General features: G+C 60.1%; 21 protein-coding genes. 12 read left to right on the top strand and 9 right to left on the bottom strand.

All coding sequences use genetic code 11. The features are described from left to right. Positions 1-4 precede the first annotated feature (4 nt). From fliE to motA, 9 genes are all read right to left on the bottom strand, one after another. The gene (fliE, locus tag EO094_RS05315; RefSeq protein ID WP_128291212.1) at positions 5-328 is read right to left on the bottom strand and encodes a flagellar hook-basal body complex protein FliE; all 324 of its coding nucleotides are present in this window, start codon (positions 326-328) and stop codon (positions 5-7) included. After that, complete coding sequence (flgC, locus tag EO094_RS05310; RefSeq protein ID WP_128291211.1) at positions 328-747, bottom strand: flagellar basal body rod protein FlgC; 420 nt, start codon at positions 745-747, stop codon at positions 328-330. Before flgC ends, fliE begins: the two co-directional genes overlap by 1 nt. Continuing rightward, complete coding sequence (gene flgB / locus EO094_RS05305; protein ID WP_128291210.1) at positions 747-1,130, bottom strand: flagellar basal body rod protein FlgB; 384 nt, start codon at positions 1,128-1,130, stop codon at positions 747-749. The genes flgC and flgB overlap by 1 nt, the downstream gene beginning before the upstream one ends. Before the next feature lie 101 nt (positions 1,131-1,231). Next, complete coding sequence (locus tag EO094_RS05300) at positions 1,232-1,684, bottom strand: hypothetical protein (protein WP_128291209.1); 453 nt, start codon at positions 1,682-1,684, stop codon at positions 1,232-1,234. After that, entirely contained in the window at positions 1,662-2,747 is a 1,086-nt protein-coding gene (gene flhB / locus EO094_RS05295) for a flagellar biosynthesis protein FlhB (RefSeq protein ID WP_128291208.1), read from the bottom strand. Before flhB ends, EO094_RS05300 begins: the two co-directional genes overlap by 23 nt. Before the next feature lie 11 nt (positions 2,748-2,758). Then, positions 2,759-3,787, bottom strand: coding sequence for a flagellar motor switch protein FliG (locus tag EO094_RS05290; RefSeq protein WP_128291207.1), 1,029 nt, complete (start codon positions 3,785-3,787; stop codon positions 2,759-2,761). Positions 3,788-3,797: 10 nt separating this feature from the next. Beyond that, complete coding sequence (fliN, locus tag EO094_RS05285) at positions 3,798-4,103, bottom strand: flagellar motor switch protein FliN (RefSeq protein WP_370642383.1); 306 nt, start codon at positions 4,101-4,103, stop codon at positions 3,798-3,800. A 265-nt stretch (positions 4,104-4,368) separates the two neighbouring features. Then, complete coding sequence (locus tag EO094_RS05280; protein WP_128291205.1) at positions 4,369-5,298, bottom strand: flagellar motor switch protein FliM; 930 nt, start codon at positions 5,296-5,298, stop codon at positions 4,369-4,371. Positions 5,299-5,301: 3 nt separating this feature from the next. Further along, positions 5,302-6,192 carry a flagellar motor stator protein MotA gene (motA, locus tag EO094_RS05275; RefSeq protein ID WP_128291836.1) on the bottom strand — a complete coding sequence of 297 codons (891 nt, stop codon included), beginning with the start codon at positions 6,190-6,192 and terminating at the stop codon, positions 5,302-5,304. A gap of 172 nt (positions 6,193-6,364) precedes the next feature. On the opposite strand from motA, the gene EO094_RS05270 reads away from it, so the two are divergent. The 12 genes from EO094_RS05270 to fliR all read left to right on the top strand — a co-directional run bounded on the left by EO094_RS05270 (position 6,365) and on the right by fliR (position 17,511). Further along, on the top strand, positions 6,365-7,144 hold the full coding sequence (locus EO094_RS05270) for a DUF1217 domain-containing protein (RefSeq protein WP_128291204.1): 780 nt from the start codon (positions 6,365-6,367) through the stop codon (positions 7,142-7,144). 3 nt (positions 7,145-7,147) lie between these two features. Then, positions 7,148-7,870: a flagellar basal-body rod protein FlgF gene (gene flgF / locus EO094_RS05265; RefSeq protein WP_128291203.1), complete on the top strand. Its 723-nt coding sequence runs from the start codon at positions 7,148-7,150 to the stop codon at positions 7,868-7,870. Positions 7,871-7,911: 41 nt separating this feature from the next. Further along, the gene (gene fliI / locus EO094_RS05260; RefSeq protein ID WP_128291202.1) at positions 7,912-9,234 is read left to right on the top strand and encodes a flagellar protein export ATPase FliI; all 1,323 of its coding nucleotides are present in this window, start codon (positions 7,912-7,914) and stop codon (positions 9,232-9,234) included. Between the two features lie 74 nt (positions 9,235-9,308). Beyond that, positions 9,309-10,565, top strand: coding sequence for a flagellar hook protein FlgE (locus EO094_RS05255; RefSeq protein WP_128291201.1), 1,257 nt, complete (start codon positions 9,309-9,311; stop codon positions 10,563-10,565). 34 nt (positions 10,566-10,599) lie between these two features. Beyond that, positions 10,600-12,066, top strand: a complete 1,467-nt coding sequence (flgK, locus tag EO094_RS05250; protein ID WP_128291200.1) for a flagellar hook-associated protein FlgK — start codon at positions 10,600-10,602, stop codon at positions 12,064-12,066. 4 nt (positions 12,067-12,070) lie between these two features. Further along, positions 12,071-13,111, top strand: coding sequence for a flagellar hook-associated family protein (locus EO094_RS05245; protein ID WP_128291199.1), 1,041 nt, complete (start codon positions 12,071-12,073; stop codon positions 13,109-13,111). Between the two features lie 23 nt (positions 13,112-13,134). Then, complete coding sequence (gene flaF / locus EO094_RS05240) at positions 13,135-13,482, top strand: flagellar biosynthesis regulator FlaF (RefSeq protein WP_128291198.1); 348 nt, start codon at positions 13,135-13,137, stop codon at positions 13,480-13,482. Continuing rightward, positions 13,479-13,889 carry a flagellar biosynthesis repressor FlbT gene (flbT, locus tag EO094_RS05235; protein ID WP_409976992.1) on the top strand — a complete coding sequence of 137 codons (411 nt, stop codon included), beginning with the start codon at positions 13,479-13,481 and terminating at the stop codon, positions 13,887-13,889. The genes flaF and flbT overlap by 4 nt, the downstream gene beginning before the upstream one ends. A gap of 67 nt (positions 13,890-13,956) precedes the next feature. Continuing rightward, positions 13,957-14,358, top strand: coding sequence for a flagellar hook assembly protein FlgD (flgD, locus tag EO094_RS05230; RefSeq protein ID WP_128291197.1), 402 nt, complete (start codon positions 13,957-13,959; stop codon positions 14,356-14,358). A gap of 1 nt (position 14,359) precedes the next feature. Next, on the top strand, positions 14,360-14,626 hold the full coding sequence (fliQ, locus tag EO094_RS05225; protein WP_128291196.1) for a flagellar biosynthesis protein FliQ: 267 nt from the start codon (positions 14,360-14,362) through the stop codon (positions 14,624-14,626). A gap of 42 nt (positions 14,627-14,668) precedes the next feature. Beyond that, positions 14,669-16,759: a flagellar biosynthesis protein FlhA gene (gene flhA / locus EO094_RS05220; RefSeq protein ID WP_128291195.1), complete on the top strand. Its 2,091-nt coding sequence runs from the start codon at positions 14,669-14,671 to the stop codon at positions 16,757-16,759. Then, a complete protein-coding gene (gene fliR, locus EO094_RS05215) occupies positions 16,756-17,511 on the top strand; it encodes a flagellar biosynthesis protein FliR (protein WP_164879561.1) in 756 nt (251 codons plus the stop codon). The genes flhA and fliR overlap by 4 nt, the downstream gene beginning before the upstream one ends. Position 17,512: the final 1 nt, after the last annotated feature.

Below are 17,512 nucleotides of genomic sequence, written 5' to 3'. Positions count from 1 at the left end.
CTCCTTAGATCTGCATCCGGCTGATTTCCTGGTAAGCCGCAACGACCTTGTCGCGGATTGCCAGAGACGCCTGCAGGGTTTGCTCGGCCGCCATCACGGCCTGAACTACATCCTGGACAGGCATACCGCCGTTGATACCCGTGATGGCCGCGGCTTCGCCGGCCTTTAAAGTGTTGAGCGCATCGCCCGAGATGTTGGCGAGGACGCTGCCGAAATCAGCTCCCCCCGCCGCACCAGCGACCGAGGGCGTAGCGGCCGTCGAGCGGGTGCCGCTCAAAGAGGCCGCGCTGTCGACCATGAAGGACAGCGACTGAACCGGAGAAACCATCAACTATTCCTCAAAAGATCGATCGTGGTGGAGAACATGTTGCGCACCCGCTTAATCACCTGCAGGTTCGCTTCGTAAGACCTTGTCGTCTCGCGAAGGTCGGCCATCTCGATGATCGGATTGACGTTCGGCATCTTGACGTTGCCGTCTTCATCGGCCGCCGGGTGGCTCGGATCATGCTCCAGCCGGAACGGCGCGTTATCGACACCGAGCGCTTTCACCTTGACGCTGGCAGCATCGATGGTGCGATCGAGCACGCTCTCGAAAGAAACGGTCTTGCGCACGTAGGGATCGGCGCCGGGTGTCGTACCGGTCGATTGCGCATTGGCGAGGTTTTCGGCGACGATCCTGAGACGGGTCGACTGGGCTCTGAGCCCCGAGGCCGCGATCTGGGAGGCGCTGGCGAGTGGATCGATCATCAGCTCGACCTCACGCTCATTAGGAACATGCGATGGAAGGCCTTCACCAGGCTGGCATTGAGCTGGAAGGCGCGCTCGGTCCCGCCCGCCTTGATCAGTTCTTGATCAATGCTCACGGAATTGCCGGAGAAGCTGACATCCCAGCTATCCTCAGGCTTGATCTTGCCGGTCTCAAGAGACGTACCGGAGGTATCGACGTGGCCCGACGCGGTGCGCGTCATCTCAAGATGCGTGGAATCCAAGATCTTGGAGAAAGGCTCGATATCCCTGGCGACGTATCCCGGTGTATTGGCATTGGCAATATTGCCAGCGATCAGCGACTGCCGGACCGACGCCCATTGCGCCTGACGGGCAGCGAGATCAAATAAATGAACGGGCTGCAAGAGGAACCTCCCTTTCGCTCTACGCGACCTAGCTAGACATCGAGCCTTGCCCGAAGCTGGCGTGGGAAGCGAAAGGGAATGGCGGCAGGTGCCGCCTTTCGTCAGGCGTCGTTGCGGGTCAGGTCGGCGACAGCCTGACGGAAACGCTCACAGAAATTCTCATCCCCTTCTCCGTGAAAAACGATGGAGAGGATGTCGAGGCCGACATAATCGGTGTTGAAAACGAGATCGAACAAGGCCGTGACCTTGTCTTGGACGAATTCCATCCGGATGGCGATGGCGAAAGCATTGTGCCAATCGAACTGCACGGCTGCCTGCCGCGCGTAGCGCAAAAGCTCTGGGCGCCGCAGCATTTCAGCCGAGGAATCGACGATATCACGGATATTCGCCTCACGCTCCGCGTAGATGTAGTAGGCCATCACGCCGGCGTTGATGAGGTAGAATTCCGCCATGAACGGCTTCAACGCCTCCGCGAGAGCTTTCTCGCAGGATAGGAAGTCCTGCTCGTTCTCCGGGCACCGTTCGATCACTCTACGCTGAGTGGTGATGTGCATTACTCTCACGCGAATAGATATAATGGAGGAGTTTCGCGACGGCGACATAAAACTCCGACGGAATGAACTGGTCGACTTCCACAGCATCGTACATTGCGCGGGCCAATGGTTTGTCCTCGATGATCGGAACATTGTGCTCGGTCGCGATTTCGCGGATCTTTAGCGCCACCAAATCGGCTCCCTTTGCGATGACCAAAGGGGCTCCGCCCTCGGCACGCTCATAGCGTATAGCAATGGCGAAATGGGTCGGATTGGCGATGATGAGCGTGGCACGTGGCACTTCCGCCATCATCCGGCGCTTGGCGCGTTCACGTGCGATCGCCCGCAAGCGCCCCTTCACAATCGGGTCCCCTTCCGCCTGCTTGAATTCCTCCTTGAGCTCCTGACGTGTCATTCTGAGATCGTTGCGCCAGCGCACGCGCGACCAGACGATATCGGCGCCCACGAGCACAATAGTGGCCACACAAATGGTGGAAACAAGGCGCACGGAGATCGAAAGGATCAATTGCGGAACCAGGGTCGGGTCGCTGTACATGGCGCTCATGAGGGCGTTCTGGTCCGCGTTGATGACGAGTAGGCACGTGATGCCCACAGCCGTGACTTTGAAAAGCGCTTTCAGGAACTCGACGGCGCCCTGTTTGCCGAAAATCTTCTTCCATCCAGCAGCAGGCGATATGCGCGACCATTGCGGACGGATGCGCTCAAGAACGAGGCTCGGCACGTTCTGAAAGAGTGAAGCAGCGATACCGAAGAGCGCCAGAACGAAGATGGCCGGCAGGATGAGGCGCCCGCAATCCCAGGCGACGCGCCAAAGAAAGAGCGTCGCCTCTGTCCCGTTCGAAAGAGAAAAACCTCCCGGATTGTCGATGAAGTGCATCAAGATAGCGCTGAGATCGCGGGCTGCGCCCTGGATCAGCAGCGTCATGATGATGAGGATCGCAAGTATCGAGGTAAAGATCGCCGCTTCACGCGAATGCGGCGTATTGCCCTTCTCCACCGCATCCGAGATTTTCTTCTCTGTCGGCTCCTCGGTTTGGCTGTCCTTGTCCGGCTTCTCCGACATAGCGAGTGCGCCTACATGACGTAGGCGTCTTCCTCGTTGTCGGAATTGAGGTCGATCTCACCCTTTCCTGCCATATCGAGAGCCATGTCGGTAATTACACGGCGAGCATCCGTGACCTCACGATGCGGGGCCGGTTCACTGCTGCTGAGTTCCTGCTCGACCATGCGCCGCACGCGCGAGGACAAGGAGGAGAGAATGATCTCACGGAATTCCGCATCGGTGCCCTTGAGCGACATCACCACCTTGTCGGTCGGTGCGCGGTCGAAGAGAGCAGTCCGCGCCTTCGGCGTGAGCTTCGAGATATCGTCGAAAGTGAACAACAGGCTTTTCAAGATCTCCGCAGATTTCGGCCGCGATTCCGATAGGCTGTTGAGCACGTCTTCCATGTGATCGCGCTCCATCTTATTGACGATATCGGCCATCTTGGCGTGCGGATCCGCACCCTGATTTCGGGACAGATTGGTCATGAAGTCTTCGTGCACGACGCGTTCAATGATACGCATCGTCTCGTCCACCATCGGCTTGAAGCCGAGCATGCGACGCATGACTTCATTTCGGCGATCCGGCGGCAAATGCCCCATGACCTTCGCCGCGCAAGTCGGCTTCACCTTCGAGAGGATAAGTGCCGCCGTCTGTGGATGCTCCTTCAGAATGTAGGCAGCGATCAGGTTTTCCGAGACATTGGACATGCGATCCCAGATGGAGCGACTGGCATTGCCCATGACGTCGGCCATGATCTCGCCGATCTGATCGGGAGGCAGAACACCTTCCAGAAGCTTTTCTACTTCCCCCGTCGTACCCACGAGCTGAGCGCCGTTCAGGAAGTTCGAGGCGAACTCCTCGATCAGCTGTTCGATCTGCTGAGGCGGAACAGATTTCAGCGTCGCCACGGAGCGCGTGATGATTTTGATCTCCTCCGGATCAAAATGCTTCATCACGCGGGCAGCCGCGGGCTTGCCCATCGCCATGAGTAGCGCGGCGACCCGGTCCGGCCCCTGAAGAGGACGCGGCGCAGGCGGCTTGTTTGCGGTGGCTGCCATCTCGCCCTGCTTAGTTCGTCAGCTCGGCGCCAGCCGGACCAACAATCTCGGTCAGCGACACACCAAAGCGGGAATTGTCGTCTTCGACGACCACCACTTCGCCGCGGGCAATGACGCGACCATTGACGACCACTTCGACAGGTTCGCCGACGCGGTGATCGAGCGGCACGATGGCTCCTCGACCAAGCTTCATGAGATTGGCAACGGGCATACGTGCGGAGCCGAGCACGACCTGCATCAGCACGGGAATCCGCATGACGGATTCCAGATTGCGGCCGGTGCCAAAAGTCTCGCCCTGCCCTGCCGACACCTCCACAGTGAAATCATCCTCGTGCGTGGAAGTCTCGTTCAGCTTTTCCTGCATATCCTTCAAAGGATCTCCAGACATGAAAACGCTCCTCTCGATTCAATCCTGCAGGCCCTCACGCATGCGGCGTTGGACCAGCCCCCTTTAGCGCCGGCGCTCCAGTTCCCTGGTGCGTGAGCCTTTAACCCTGGCCACAGCTTCTTCACGTCGATTGCGAAGCTGCAAAGCAACGGCAGCCGCGCTCACTCCAGCAAAGGCAGCCAGGATCGCCAAGTCAGTTAGAAAGAAGGTCATTGATGAACTCCTTCTCGGGATCAAAGACCTCTTCCACACGGAGCTTGTACGAGCCTTCCGTCTGGCCAAGCTGACACCAGAAAAGCGGTTGCTCGTTCGCCTCGAGCTTGACGCGGCTTGCAGGCGTGGCCTGCAACTCCAAAACCTGGCCCACTTTAAAGTGCGCGACTTCGTCGAGCATGATGCTGCGCTCTTCGAGCACCGCGCGGAGAGGCACACTCGCCTTCTTCACCTCGGTACGAATTTGGCGCGACCAATTCGGATCGCCCGCGTTCGATTCGCCGGAGATCACACGCGACAAAACCTGTCGCATCGGCGTCAGCGCCGATTGCGGAATGATCACGAACATCTCGCCGCCGCGTCCGAGCGCCTGCAGCAGAAACTTTGCCGCCACCGCCATGTTATTGCGCCGCCCGATGACGGCGAAGTCCATACGGGTTTCCTGACGTTCAAATTTAAACGGCGTGTCTGAGACGAGGGCAAAAGAGGCCTGCAGGGCTTTGCCCGCCTGCTCGAATAGCATCTGTGCAATTCGGTTTTCGATCGTGGAAAAATTCCGCTCGTCGTCGAAAGGCGGCTCCGAGCCATCGGCCCCAAACAGAACTTCGACCATCGAGAAAATGAAATCGCGATCGAAGCCGACGATGATGTGGTTGTCCCAGGTCGGCGCATGAAAGATGCCGGCGACGGCATTGGCCTCATACATCTCCAGGATGTCACCGATACGCCCGCTCTCCACATGGCTCAGGGAGTAATAGGCCTGAGATGCAGCCAGTGTGCGCAGACTATCGGCACAGAATGTCGCCATGCGGTCGAAAATAATCTGCAGCATCGGCAGCTTGTCGACCGACAGACCTGCCGCATCGAGCAGCATGTCACGGATATCAGTGCCTTTTTGTGGTTCGGACATGGATCAGGCCGCCTGCTGCATAGGAGCTGCCGATGAGCTCGGGGTGTTGGAAATCGCCTCGTTTTCCACCTCGTCGATGGTCGGGCGCTCTTTGGAAGAAATCGTCTTGCGGCCATGCTCGAGCGCGACCTGGGGCAGCGCACCATTCATGAAGGCAATGAGCGTCTGCTTGACGATGACAAAAGGCTGGCATTGCTTTTCACGCAGAATCTTGATCTTGCCTGCCAGAGGAGAAAGCACTGCGTAGGACAGGAAGATACCGATGAACGTGCCGATTAGCGCCGAGGCGATGTAGTGGCCGAGAATCTCCGGTGACTGATCGATAGCGCCCATCGCCTTCACAATCCCCAAGACCGCGGCGCAAATACCGATCGCCGGAAGCGCTTCAGCAACCGTCCCCAACGCGCCAGCAGACTTCAGCTTGTGTTTCTTGATCGTCGAGATCTCCTGCTCCATCAGCCCCTCGATCTCGTGCGAGCGCGCATTGCCGATGATGATCAGGCGAACGTAGTCACAGATATAAGCGGTGAGCTCTTTGTCCTTCAGAATCGTCGGAAAGTGCTGAAAGAGCACCGAATTAGCCGGATCGTCGATATGCGCTTCGACCTCGTTGCGAGGACGAGTCCTGAGATCTCGCATCAAGGCAAAAAGCAGACTCAGAATACTGAGATAATCGCTCCGCTTCGGGGCCGTGCCCTTCATCGCCTCGAAGATACCGGCCCCGGCATCTTTGATGATCGCCATCGGATTGGCGATGATGAAAGTGCCAAGCGCGATTCCGACAATGATCACGTATTCGAAGGGCTGCCAGATGACCCCCACATGGCCGCCCATGGCCATGAAGCCGCCGAGCATCGAGCCGATGCCGATCACCAAGCCGAGTAGGATAGCCAAGAGCCCGCTCCATGAAATGGTTTCGTTCGCAGCCCTCACTGTTCGATTTGGCTTGCGTGAAGCTGGAGCACTCGGCTGCGTCGGCCGCATCGCGAGGAAGTCAGAAACGTAGAAGAAGCCAGTTTCGCGCAAGCTTGGCGACCTAGAGCCTCATCTCGATTGTGAGGCCGCAATGATCTCGACATCTATCAGCTACCAGCGCATCTCCGGCGACATGGACAAGTCTCTGAGCCGAGTCTCCAGCGATCGGATCGTGACGCGCGAAACCAATTACTATCTCGCCAATATCGGCACGATCAAATCGCTCGACGAATTCTTCGACAACGATCGCGTTTACAAATACGCGATGAAGGCCTTCGGCCTCGAAGATATGGCGTATGCCAAGGGCTTAATTCGCAAGGTCCTGGAAGAAGGGGTGAGCGATCCGAAGAGCTTCGCCAATCGCATGTCGGACGATCGCTTCGTGGAATTGGCAACCGTTTTCAACTTTTCAGAGAACGGCGAAACGACCACCGCAGCGAAAGAGGCGCAGCAGGGCGTCGTCGATCTCTACACCCGCCAGACACTCGAAGAGAAGGCCGGTGACGACAATGAAGGCGTCCGGCTCGCGTTGTATTTCGAGCGTGCGGCTCCCGAAGTGAAGTCGGCCTACGGCCTCCTCGCTGATGATGCGCTGTGGGCCGTGATCAAAACGACCTTCGGCTTTCCCGCCGAAATGGCGAACGCCGATATCGACAAACAGGCCAAGGCCGTCGAGCAGCGGATGGACATCGCTGACCTGAAGGATCCGGAAAAACTCGCAAAGCTCATCCAGCGTTTCACCATCATGTGGGACGCAACGCAAAACGTGACAGCGGATCCGATCCTCAATCTCTTTTCCAACAGCCGCTCGACCTCGGTCAGCGCCGACCTCCTCCTGACCTTGAACCAGTTGAAGCACGGCGGAACCTGAGACATGCCGACAAGCACCTACGTCGCACTCTCCGCACAGGTGGCACTCGACCGCCGCCTGACGACGATCGCCAACAACATCGCCAACATGAACACGGCGGGCTTTCGTGCGGAAGAGGTTAAATTCGACGCTGTAATGACGCGGACAGGTCCCGAGAAGGTCGCCTTCGCGTCACCTGGCGACACATATATTTCGCGCAGTCCCGGCTCCGTCTCCTACACCGGCAATCCTCTCGACGTTGCCGTGCAGGGAGATGGATGGCTCGCGCTTTCGACCCCAGACGGCACGGTCTACACGCGCGACGGCCGTCTGCAGATGACCGCAACCGGCGAGCTCTTGAGCACCGCCGGCTATCCCGTTCTTGATCCGGGTGAAGCGGGCATTCTTCTCGATCCGCGCGGCGGCGAGGTCTCCATCGCGGCGGATGGCACCATTTCTCAAGGCGGCAACCAGGTTGGCGCGATCGGACTGTTCTCGATCCCCGAAACTGCCAAGCTCAGCCGCTATGAAAACTCGGGCGTGATCCCGAGCGAAGCGGCCCAGCCCGTCGAGGATATGACCGTCAACGGCCTGCGTCAGGGCTACGTCGAAGGCGCCAACGTCAATCCAATCTCCGAGATCAGTAAGCTGATCATGCTGCAACGCGCCTTCGACAGTGCGGCTTCGGCCGTAGAGAAGAGCGAATCCACGCAGCAAGAGGCGATCCGCTCGCTCGGCCCGTCCTAATCCGTCAGGAAATAGAAGATCCGACATCAGGGGATGGCTGAATGACCGCTCTCGCGCGTCTCAAATCCGTGATCGACAGTGCAGCGGTCGAAATCCCGCCCGTGCGTGTGGGCGGCCTCGTGACGGAGGTTGCGCCGACTTACTGCCGCGTCGCCGGTCTTTCTCCGTTCGTGCGCCTCGGCGAGCGGGTGCGTTTCTCTTGGGACAAGATGAACGCGCTTGGCGAAGTTGTGCGCATCGACGGGCGTGACGTGATCGTCAAACCTTTCGAGACGCGGATGCCCTTCGGCATAGGCACCGAGGCGCATCGCATCGGCGCGATCGGCCTGGCCCCACGCGACGACTGGAAAGGCCGCGTCATCAACGCCATGGGCGAACCGGTCGACGGGCTCGGTCCCCTCGCCCACGGCCAGCGCATGATGAATGTCGACGCCGAGCCCCCGCCCGCAATGACCCGCGCGCGCTTGCACCGCCCCCTGACGACGGGCGTGCGCGCGATCGATATCTTCACGCCGATCTGCGAAGGACAGCGCATCGGCATTTTCGCCGGCTCCGGCGTCGGCAAGTCCACGCTTCTGTCGATGATCGCGCATTCGCACGGTTTCGACACGGTCGTCGTGGCGTTGGTCGGTGAACGCGGCCGAGAAGTGCGGGAATTCATCGAAGGCGCCCTCAACGGCAATCGTGCCCGCGCCGTCACGGTCGTGGCGACCGGCGACGAAGGTCCCATGATGCGCCGTCTCGCCCCGCTCTCCGCCATGGCGATCGCCGAATATTTCCGCGACCAGGGCGATTCCGTTCTGCTCATCGTCGATTCCGTCACACGTTACGCGCATGCAGCACGCGACATCGCTCTCGCAGCTGGTGAGCCAGCGGTGGCGCGCGGTTATGCGCCCAGCGTCTTTTCCGATCTGCCGAAGCTTTTGGAGCGCGCAGGCCCCGGCGAGGAAGGAGCGGGATCGATCACCGGCATCTTCGCCGTCCTGATCGACGGTGACGACCATAACGATCCCGTTGCCGATGCCATCCGCGGCACGCTGGACGGCCATATCGTTCTCGATCGCAACATCGCCGATCAGGGACGCTATCCGGCCATCAACGTTCTCGGATCGATTTCGCGACTGGCGCAGATCGTTTGGACGACTGACCAGCGCGAATTGGTGCGGAAGCTTCGCACCTTGATCTCTCGTTTCGAAGACACACGCGATTTGAGGCTCATGGGTGGCTACCACCAGGGTGCCGATGCTGAGCTCGACCGGGCCGTTCAGCTCGTGCCGCGCGTCTATGATGCGCTGCGTCAGGACCCCTCGAGCCCGCTTGCCCAGGACGCCTTCGCAGACCTCGCTGTCTTGTTGCGTCAGTAGGCGCCACCGACAGCTTCACGCAAGCTCACCGGGCCAAACAGGCCACACAAGGGTTGAGGAAAAGGATTAAGCTGATGAGCCTCTATGGGATGCTCCGCACCGGCGTTTCGGGCATGAACGCCCAGTCGAACCTGCTTGGCACGGTCTCCGACAACATCGCCAACAGCGGGACGATCGGTTACAAGCGCGCTGACACCCAGTTCTCATCGCTGCTCCTGAACAGCGGCAAAGGCAGTTACAATCCGGGTGCGGTGAAGACGGATATCCGTCATGCCATCAGCGATCGCGGACCGCTGACCTATACGACGTCGAACACCGACCTCGCCGTCCAGGGCAACGGTTTTTTCGTGGTCAACGACCCGAACGGCAATCCGTATCTGACCCGGGCAGGCGCCTTCACACTCGACGGCAACACCGGAAATCTCGTCAACACGGCCGGCTTCACACTGATGGGCTACGATATCAGCGGTGGCGATCCGGGTGTTGTCCTGAACGGCCTCACGGGACTTCAGCCGGTCAATTTCGGCGGCATGAACATGACCGCCAATCCGACCACCAGCGGCCTCTTCAAGGTCAATCTGCCCGACAGCGCAGAGGTCGTGACAGGCAACCTGCCGTCCGCCAACGCGGCGGATTCAGCCTATACCGCCAAGTCGTCCATCACCGTCTTCGACAAGGTCGGCAACGAAGTGACGCTCGACATCTATATGTCGAAGACGAGCGACAGCCCGGCGGAATGGGAATACACGGTCTACGATCACGCCGGCGCCACCGACGGTGGCTTTCCTTACGCATCAGCCGCGTTGTCGACCCAGACAGTCACCTTCGATGACGCCGGGGCCCTGACGAGCACACCGGCTGAAATCGCACTGACGGTGCCGGGCGGTGAAGCGATCACGCTCGATCTCACTGGCACCACGCATCTTGCCGCCGAGTACATACCAATGAAGGCCACCGTCAACGGCAACGCGCCGGCGACGATCAAGGATGTGACGATCTCCGAGGACGGAACGGTCTACGCCAACTACACCAATGGCGCGATGACCCCGGCCTTCCGCCTTCCGCTAGCCGACGTGCCAAGCCCGGATAAGCTCGAAGCCCTGTCCGGCAATGTCTTCTCGGTGACGCTGGAATCGGGTGCGGTCGAGGTCGGCTTCCCAACGGAAGGATCACGCGGCGCAATCGTCTCAGGAGCTCTTGAGCAATCGAATGTCGATATGGCCTCGGAGCTCACCGACATGATCGTTGCCCAGCGGGATTATTCGGCCAATTCCAAGGTCTTCCAGACAGGCTCAGAGCTTCTGGACGTCCTCATGAACCTGAAGCGTTAATCACGTCCTCTCCCACTGAAAGGGCAGTTTAGCCATGAGCCTTCAGGCCGCGCTGACGACGGCGCGTTCCTCCTTGCAGGCAACCGCGGCACAGATTTCCGTCTCTGCCAAGAATGTCTCCGGGGCGGGCGACCCGACCTATTCACGCAAGCTGGCGCCGTCGATAACGACGCCAGACGGCGCCGTGCGCGTCGTCACCACAACCCGCGCCACAGACCGCGCTCTCTACACGACCATGCTCGGCGCGACATCGCGCGCCGCGAGCGAAGATGCTCTCGTTGCCGGCCTCAACCGGCTGTCAGCTACGATCGGTGATCCAAAATCGGAGTACTCGCCGGCAGCGCAGCTCAGCCAGCTGCAGATCACTCTGCAGGAATATGCCAACCGACCGGACGATTCCATTCTCTCGCAGAATGTGGTGACCCGTGCCAACGCGCTGACAACGAAACTCCATTCGTCCGCGGAGACGATCGCCGAGGTCCGTCAGGACGCCGATGCCGATATCGCCAACGCGGTCAGCAACCTGAACAGCCTTCTCGACAAGTTCGAGACGCTGAACAACCTGGTCGTCCAAGGCTCCTTCGCAGGGGCCGACGTCACCGATCCGCTCGACAAACGCGATGCCGTGCTCGCCCAGATCTCCGAGCAGATGGGCGTCTCGGCCGTCACCCGCGCCAACAACGACATGGTGCTCTATACCGATAGCGGCGCCACCTTGTTCGAAACGACGGCTCGAAGCGTCACCTTTGCTGCCTCGCCTGCCCTGACGGCTGGCGCACCCGGCAATGCGGTCTTCGTCGACGGCGTTCCGGTAACTGGGCCGAACGCCACCATGCCGCTTCACGGCGGCGCGCTCGTCGGTCTGACGACACTGCGCGACGACGTCGCCCTCACCTATCAGAACCAGCTAGACGAAGTTGCCCGCGGCCTCATCGAGGTCTTTGCGGAATCCGACCAAACGGCTGGCGGCGCCCCCGATCAGGCCGGGCTTTTCACCTATCCTGGTGGCCCGGCAGTTCCGGCAGGTGGCACGGCAATAGCTGGTCTCGCTGCTTCGATTACCGTCAACGCGGCCATCGATCCCCTGCAGGGCGGAACACTTTCGCGGTTGCGCGACGGTGGCGTCAACGGGGCGGCCTACGCCTACAATTCGACCGGGGCGGCCGCCTTCTCCGACCGGCTCGATGCGCTCGTCACCGGTATGGGAACGGCACGCAGCTTCGATCCCACAACGCAGCTCGAGGACAGCCAGAGCCTGATCGATTTCACCACGTCCTCCTCCGGCTGGCTGGAGGGCAGGCGCCAGGCGGCAACCGCCGAGGTGGAATACCAGAACACCCTCGTTGCTCACAGTTCCGACGCGCTTTCCAACGCGACGGGCGTCAATCTCGACGACGAATATGCACTGCAGCTGCAGCTGGAACAAAGCTACGCCGCATCCGCCAAGGTTCTGTCGGTGATTAACGAGCTTTTCGACACTCTGCTCATGAACGCGCGCTGACGCCATGAAAACGACCTTCGTCTCCACGTACGCTCTCGCCAACAACCTGCGCTCGAGCGTTCCGCGCATGCAGTCCGAGCTCGCAAAGGCGGGCGTCGAGATGGCAACGAGCCGGCACGCCGATGTCGGGCTGACGCTCGGTTATTCGACAACACGAACGCTGTCGTTCCGCCACGATTTTACGCAGGCGGAATCCTTCATCGCAACCAACGGCCTTCTCTCCTCTCAGCTGCAACGCACCCAGATCTCAATGGATGGGATCGCAGACACGGCGAACAAGACCCTCGCGGTCTTCGTCTCGGTGTCAGATCCTTATGTTGCCTCCGAAGAGTTTCAGGCCTCAGCGAAAGCCGCACTCTCCGGACTCATTTCGCTCGGCAACACGGCTGCCGACGGGCAGTATCTCTTTTCCGGGATCAACACCGGCACGGCACCTTTCAACGATTATGATGCCGGAGGGCCGAAGGCCGCGGTCGATGGTGCTTTCGCCACCTTCTTCGGCTTTTCGCAGAGCGATCCCGCGGTTGCGAATATCACCGCAAGCGACATGGAGACCTTCCTCGACGGCGACTTCGCGGCACTTTTCGAGGACCCCTCATGGGGGACCGTCTGGTCGAACGCCTCCAACACCAACATCACGAGCCGGATCTCTCCCCACGAAGAGCTGACCACCTCCGTGAACGGCAACACGCAAGCTCTGCGCAACCTCGCCATGGCCTATACGATGGTAGCCGAGCTCGGAACGACAGAACTTGGACCGGAAACCATCCAGGTCGTCGTCGACAAGGCCCGTGAGCTGATCGGCGGCGCTCTGCCTCAGCTCACCGATATGCAAAGCGCGGTTGGCTTCACGCAGCAGCGTGTGACCGCGGCGACCGAGAGGATGACAGCCGAAAAGGATCTCATCTCCAAGGGCATTCAGTCACTGGAGAATGTCGATCCGGCCGAAGCGAAAGTTCGCTTCGATACGCTCACGACACAGATCGAAATGTCCTACGCACTGACAACTCAGATCATGAACTTGAGCATTTTGAAGTACGCCTGATTCAGGCGTGGGTGGAGGTTCAAATGTACAAATTCTCTTACGCGGAGATCCTCGACGATTCCGGCGGGGAATCACGCGCTCGCGAGCAGATGGCGCTCGATCACGCGCTGGAGCTTCTGCACGTTGCGGAGATACGCGGCGCGGGCAGCCCCGAAGCCGCCGAGGCTCTTGGCTATGTCAACAAGCTCTGGAACTTCATGATCCGCGATCTCGCCAGCCCTCAAAACGGCCTCGGCCAGGAGCTTCGCCGGGATCTCATCTCCGTGGGACTTTGGGTCATCCGCGAGGCGGAAAACGTCCTCGTCGACCCTTCGCGCAACTTCGCCGCCCTCATCGAGGTCAACCAGACGATCCGGGACGGTCTCAAATGACCATGCGGATCTCGCTCCGACCCGGGCAGAGATTGTTCTTGAATGGAGCTGTGATCCGCGTCGACCGCAAGGTCACGTTTACGCTCCTCAATGACGCGACCTTCCTGCTCGATAACCACATTCTTCAGGCTCACGAGACGACGACGCCGCTGCGGCAGCTCTATTTTGTGATCCAGACGATGCTGATCGATCCTGACGGAGCAGCGGCAGCCCGCCGCCTCTTCGGTGACATGCATACGCGCTTGAAGACGACCTTCAAGAACGATGCAATCTTGAAGGATCTGGAAGGGGTTGCAGGGCTCGTCAAAGGCGGTCGCTGCTTCGAGGCACTGCGCACACTGCGCAACCTTTTCGAAGTGGAAAGCCGCATCCTGGAGAGCTCCGAGCAGTCAGCCCGCGCCGCCTGAGACGGCCCGCACGAGCGAGAGCAGTCCCGCCTTTCAGCGGGGCCCAGCGAACATCTGGAGATCTGACATGACTTCCACCTCTGGCGTGGGCGCAGGCACGACTGCGGCCGCAAACAGCAATACGAACAACCCCGGCTCCACGGTCGACTACGACACCTTCCTGAAGCTCCTGGTCACCCAGCTGAAGAACCAGGACCCGACCTCGCCCATGGAAACCACCCAGTACATGGCGCAGCTCGCAAGCTTCTCGCAGGTCGAGCAGACGATTCAGACCAACAACAAGCTCGACGAGATCTTGACCTCTTCGGCCATCGGCCAGGCCAACGAACTCATCGGACACACCGTGACCTCGCCTGACGGCAGCACCACAGGCACCGTCGCCTCCGTGCGCATCACCTCCAATGGCCTCATCGCCAACCTGGATGACGGCACGCAGATGCTGATCGGCGCCGGCGTGACAGTCGCCTGAGATGAACGAAGCCGACGCCTTTGAGGTCGTCCGCCAGGCGATCTGGACGATCATCATCGCCGCAGGGCCGGCGGTCGGTGCGGCCATGCTCGTTGGCATTGGCATCGCGCTTTTCCAGGCGCTCACACAGATTCAGGAAGTCACCCTGACCTTCATTCCGAAGATCATTGTCATCCTGCTCATGACCGCGATCAGCGCGCCCTTCATCGGCGCTCAGATTTTCGCCTTCACCAACGAAGTTTACGGGCGCATTGCCACCGGCTTTTAGCGCGCGTTCTCACGACGGACCATATCCGGGGAAGAATTGATCATGTCGGAGATGCTGCTCACTGCGGGCGACGCGCTCGAAAAGAAGTCGAAGCGGGATATCGGCTTCGCAACCTTGATCATCGGCATGCTGGTCATCCTGTTCCTGCCGATCCCCACCTTCCTGATCGATTTCGGTCTGGCTTTGTCGATCGCCTTCTCGGTGCTGATCCTGATGGTGGCGCTGTGGATTGAGAAGCCTCTCGAATTCTCCTCTTTCCCGACGGTGCTTTTGATCGCGACCGTGCTGCGCCTCGCGCTCGGCGTGGCGACGACACGGCTCATCCTCGCCCACGGAAATGAAGGCGTGACGGCCGCGGGCAACATCATCAACGGCTTTTCCATGTTCGTCATGGGCGGCGACTTTGTCATCGGCATCGTCGTCTTCCTCATTCTCGTCACGGTGAACTTCCTCGTCATCACCAAGGGTGCGACGCGTATCGCCGAAGTCGGCGCGCGGTTTACCCTCGATGCCATTCCCGGCAAGCAGATGGCGATCGACGCCGATCTCAATGCTGGCCTCATCGACGACAAAGAAGCTCAGCTGCGCCGCCGCGAACTGGAGGAGGAAAGCTCCTTCTTCGGCTCCATGGACGGCGCATCAAAGTTCGTTCGCGGTGAGGCGATCGCCAGCCTCATCACCATCGCCGTCAACATCTTCGGCGGTATCATCATCGCCACGACCCGTTACGGCATGCCGCTCGACGAAGCGGCTGATGTCTTCACGCGCCTGTCGGTCGGCGACGGTCTGGTGGCTCAGATCCCGGCTCTTGTCGTCTCCCTCGCCGCAGGCCTACTCGTTTCCAAGGGCGGCACGCGCGGTTCGGCAGAAAAGGCCGTGTTCGGCCAGCTCGGAGCCTATCCGAAAGCGCTCGGCGTCGCCTCGGCTCTCATGTTCGTCTTCGCCTTGATGCCAGGCCTGCCGCTCCTGCCTTTTGGGGCGCTTGGCGGGTTCCTTGCTTTCGTTGCCTACACCATTCCCCGTCAGCAGGAGGCAAAGCGCCAGGAAGCGGAGACGAAGGAAAAAAAGAAGAAGGAAGCGGCCGAAGTGGAAGCGCGCAATTCCGTAAAGGAATCGCTGCGCACCTGTGAGATCGAGCTGTGCATCGGCAAGCAGCTCGCAACACAGATCCTCTCCAACATGCCGGAGATCGCTCATCGCGTCAGCCGCATGCGGCGCAAGTTCGCGCAGCAATACGGTTTCGTGGTGCCCGAAATCAAACTGACGGAAAGCCTCAACGTCCCGTCTAAGAGTTACGAGATCCGCATCCACGGCACGGTCTTTGCAACCTGCGAGATGCGCATCGGCGAGCTGCTCGTCGTCACCGGCGACAATGCGATACCGGACGTGCCTGGCGACGCGGTTCGCGAACCCGCTTTCGGCATGAAGGCGATGTGGATCTCCGACGCCTTCGCCACGGAGGTTCGCCGCGAAGGCTATACGCCGATCGACAATCTCTCCGTCGTGCTCACTCATGTGAGCGAAGTCATCCGCAACAACCTGGCGCAGCTCCTGTCCTACAAGGACGTGCGCATGCTGCTCGACCGGCTGGAGCCGGAGTACAAGCGCCTGGTCGACGACATCTGCCCGAGCCACATCACCTATTCCGGACTTCAGGCAGTCTTGAAGCTCCTGCTTACCGAGCGCGTCTCCATCCGCAACCTGCATCTCATTCTGGAAGCGTTGGCGGAGATCGTGCCGCATGCGCGCCGCTCCGAACAGATCGCCGAGCATGTGCGCATGCGCATGGCGCAGCAGATCTGCGGCGACCTTGCCCAGGGCGGCGTGCTGAACGTGCTGCGTCTCGGCAATCGGTGGGACCTCGCCTTCCACCAGAGCCTGAAGCGCGATGCCAAGGGCGAGGTCATCGAGTTCGACATTGATCCGCGCCTGGTAGAGGAGTTCGCCACAGAGGCATCCGAGGTTCTGCGTGCGCGCCTTGCGGAAAACGAGAGCATCGTGCTGGTGACGGCGCCGGAAGCACGGATCTACGTGCGCATGATTATCGAACGCATGTTTCCTTCACTTGCGGTTCTCTCTCATCTGGAGATCGCCCGTGGCATCGAGATCAAGTCGCTCGGATCGATTTCGTGAGCGAGCTCGCTTCGGAGACGGTCCTCGCCGTCTTCCTCATTTTCTGCCGAATTGGCGGCTGTCTGATGCTGATGCCGGGCTTTTCGAGTTCGCGCATACCGGTGCAGTTTCGCCTGTTTATCGCAGTGGCGATCACGCTGACACTGTCGCCGATGCTGATCGGATATACCCGTCCGTTGGTGGGCGACGGCGCGCCCTCGGCCATGCTGCAGGCGATCGTCTCGGAGCTTCTGATCGGTGTCCTTATCGGGCTCGTCGGCCGCGTCTTCTTCCTAGGGCTGCAGACGATCGCCGTGGCGGTCAGCCAGTCGATCGGCCTCTCGGCCATGCCGGGGATTGCGGTAGAAGAAGATACCCAGCTGCCGACCGTCGCATCGCTCTTTTCGCTGACGGCGATCACCATCATGTTCATCACCGACCAGCACTGGCTGTTGCTGTCGGGGCTGATCGATTCGTACCAGACCTTGCCGGCGGCGCAGGGCTTCGACGCGCAAGGCGCACTCATCAACCTGACCGATCAGCTTTCGGCGGTGTTCTTCCTCGTCTTGCGCATCGGCAGCCCGTTTCTCGTCTACTCAATCGTCATCAATCTCGCGATCGGCATCACCAACAAGCTGAGCCCGCAGATCCCGGTGTATTTCATTTCCATGCCGTTCGTAACGGCAGGCGGCCTCATCCTCCTGATGACGGTTGCGCACGAATTTCTGGCGAATTTCATCAATGCCTTCGGCATCTGGCTGGTGGGAGGTTAAT

This window comes from Afifella aestuarii, from assembly GCF_004023665.1.
In the GTDB taxonomy this organism is placed as follows: domain Bacteria; phylum Pseudomonadota; class Alphaproteobacteria; order Rhizobiales; family Afifellaceae; genus Afifella; species Afifella aestuarii.
The sequence above is the reverse complement of the archived record's forward strand: the minus strand, read 5'-3'. Positions and strand labels throughout refer to the sequence as shown.

What these genes read in the sequence shown, in the direction of transcription:
- fliI (WP_128291202.1), top strand. Translation starts at nt 7,912, where the DNA reads ATGACCGCTCTCGCGCGTCTCAAATCCGTGATCGACAGTGCAGCGGTC.
- flbT (WP_409976992.1), top strand. Translation starts at nt 13,479, where the DNA reads ATGACCATGCGGATCTCGCTCCGACCCGGGCAGAGATTGTTCTTGAAT.
- flhB (WP_128291208.1), bottom strand. Translation starts at nt 2,747, where the DNA reads ATGTCGGAGAAGCCGGACAAGGACAGCCAAACCGAGGAGCCGACAGAG.
- EO094_RS05245 (WP_128291199.1), top strand. Translation starts at nt 12,071, where the DNA reads ATGAAAACGACCTTCGTCTCCACGTACGCTCTCGCCAACAACCTGCGC.
- flgC (WP_128291211.1), bottom strand. Translation starts at nt 747, where the DNA reads ATGATCGATCCACTCGCCAGCGCCTCCCAGATCGCGGCCTCGGGGCTC.
- EO094_RS05300 (WP_128291209.1), bottom strand. Translation starts at nt 1,684, where the DNA reads ATGCACATCACCACTCAGCGTAGAGTGATCGAACGGTGCCCGGAGAAC.
- flaF (WP_128291198.1), top strand. Translation starts at nt 13,135, where the DNA reads ATGTACAAATTCTCTTACGCGGAGATCCTCGACGATTCCGGCGGGGAA.
- EO094_RS05280 (WP_128291205.1), bottom strand. Translation starts at nt 5,298, where the DNA reads ATGTCCGAACCACAAAAAGGCACTGATATCCGTGACATGCTGCTCGAT.
- fliE (WP_128291212.1), bottom strand. Translation starts at nt 328, where the DNA reads ATGGTTTCTCCGGTTCAGTCGCTGTCCTTCATGGTCGACAGCGCGGCC.
- fliQ (WP_128291196.1), top strand. Translation starts at nt 14,360, where the DNA reads ATGAACGAAGCCGACGCCTTTGAGGTCGTCCGCCAGGCGATCTGGACG.
- EO094_RS05290 (WP_128291207.1), bottom strand. Translation starts at nt 3,787, where the DNA reads ATGGCAGCCACCGCAAACAAGCCGCCTGCGCCGCGTCCTCTTCAGGGG.
- flgK (WP_128291200.1), top strand. Translation starts at nt 10,600, where the DNA reads ATGAGCCTTCAGGCCGCGCTGACGACGGCGCGTTCCTCCTTGCAGGCA.
- EO094_RS05255 (WP_128291201.1), top strand. Translation starts at nt 9,309, where the DNA reads ATGAGCCTCTATGGGATGCTCCGCACCGGCGTTTCGGGCATGAACGCC.
- flhA (WP_128291195.1), top strand. Translation starts at nt 14,669, where the DNA reads ATGTCGGAGATGCTGCTCACTGCGGGCGACGCGCTCGAAAAGAAGTCG.
- EO094_RS05270 (WP_128291204.1), top strand. Translation starts at nt 6,365, where the DNA reads ATGATCTCGACATCTATCAGCTACCAGCGCATCTCCGGCGACATGGAC.
- flgD (WP_128291197.1), top strand. Translation starts at nt 13,957, where the DNA reads ATGACTTCCACCTCTGGCGTGGGCGCAGGCACGACTGCGGCCGCAAAC.
- flgF (WP_128291203.1), top strand. Translation starts at nt 7,148, where the DNA reads ATGCCGACAAGCACCTACGTCGCACTCTCCGCACAGGTGGCACTCGAC.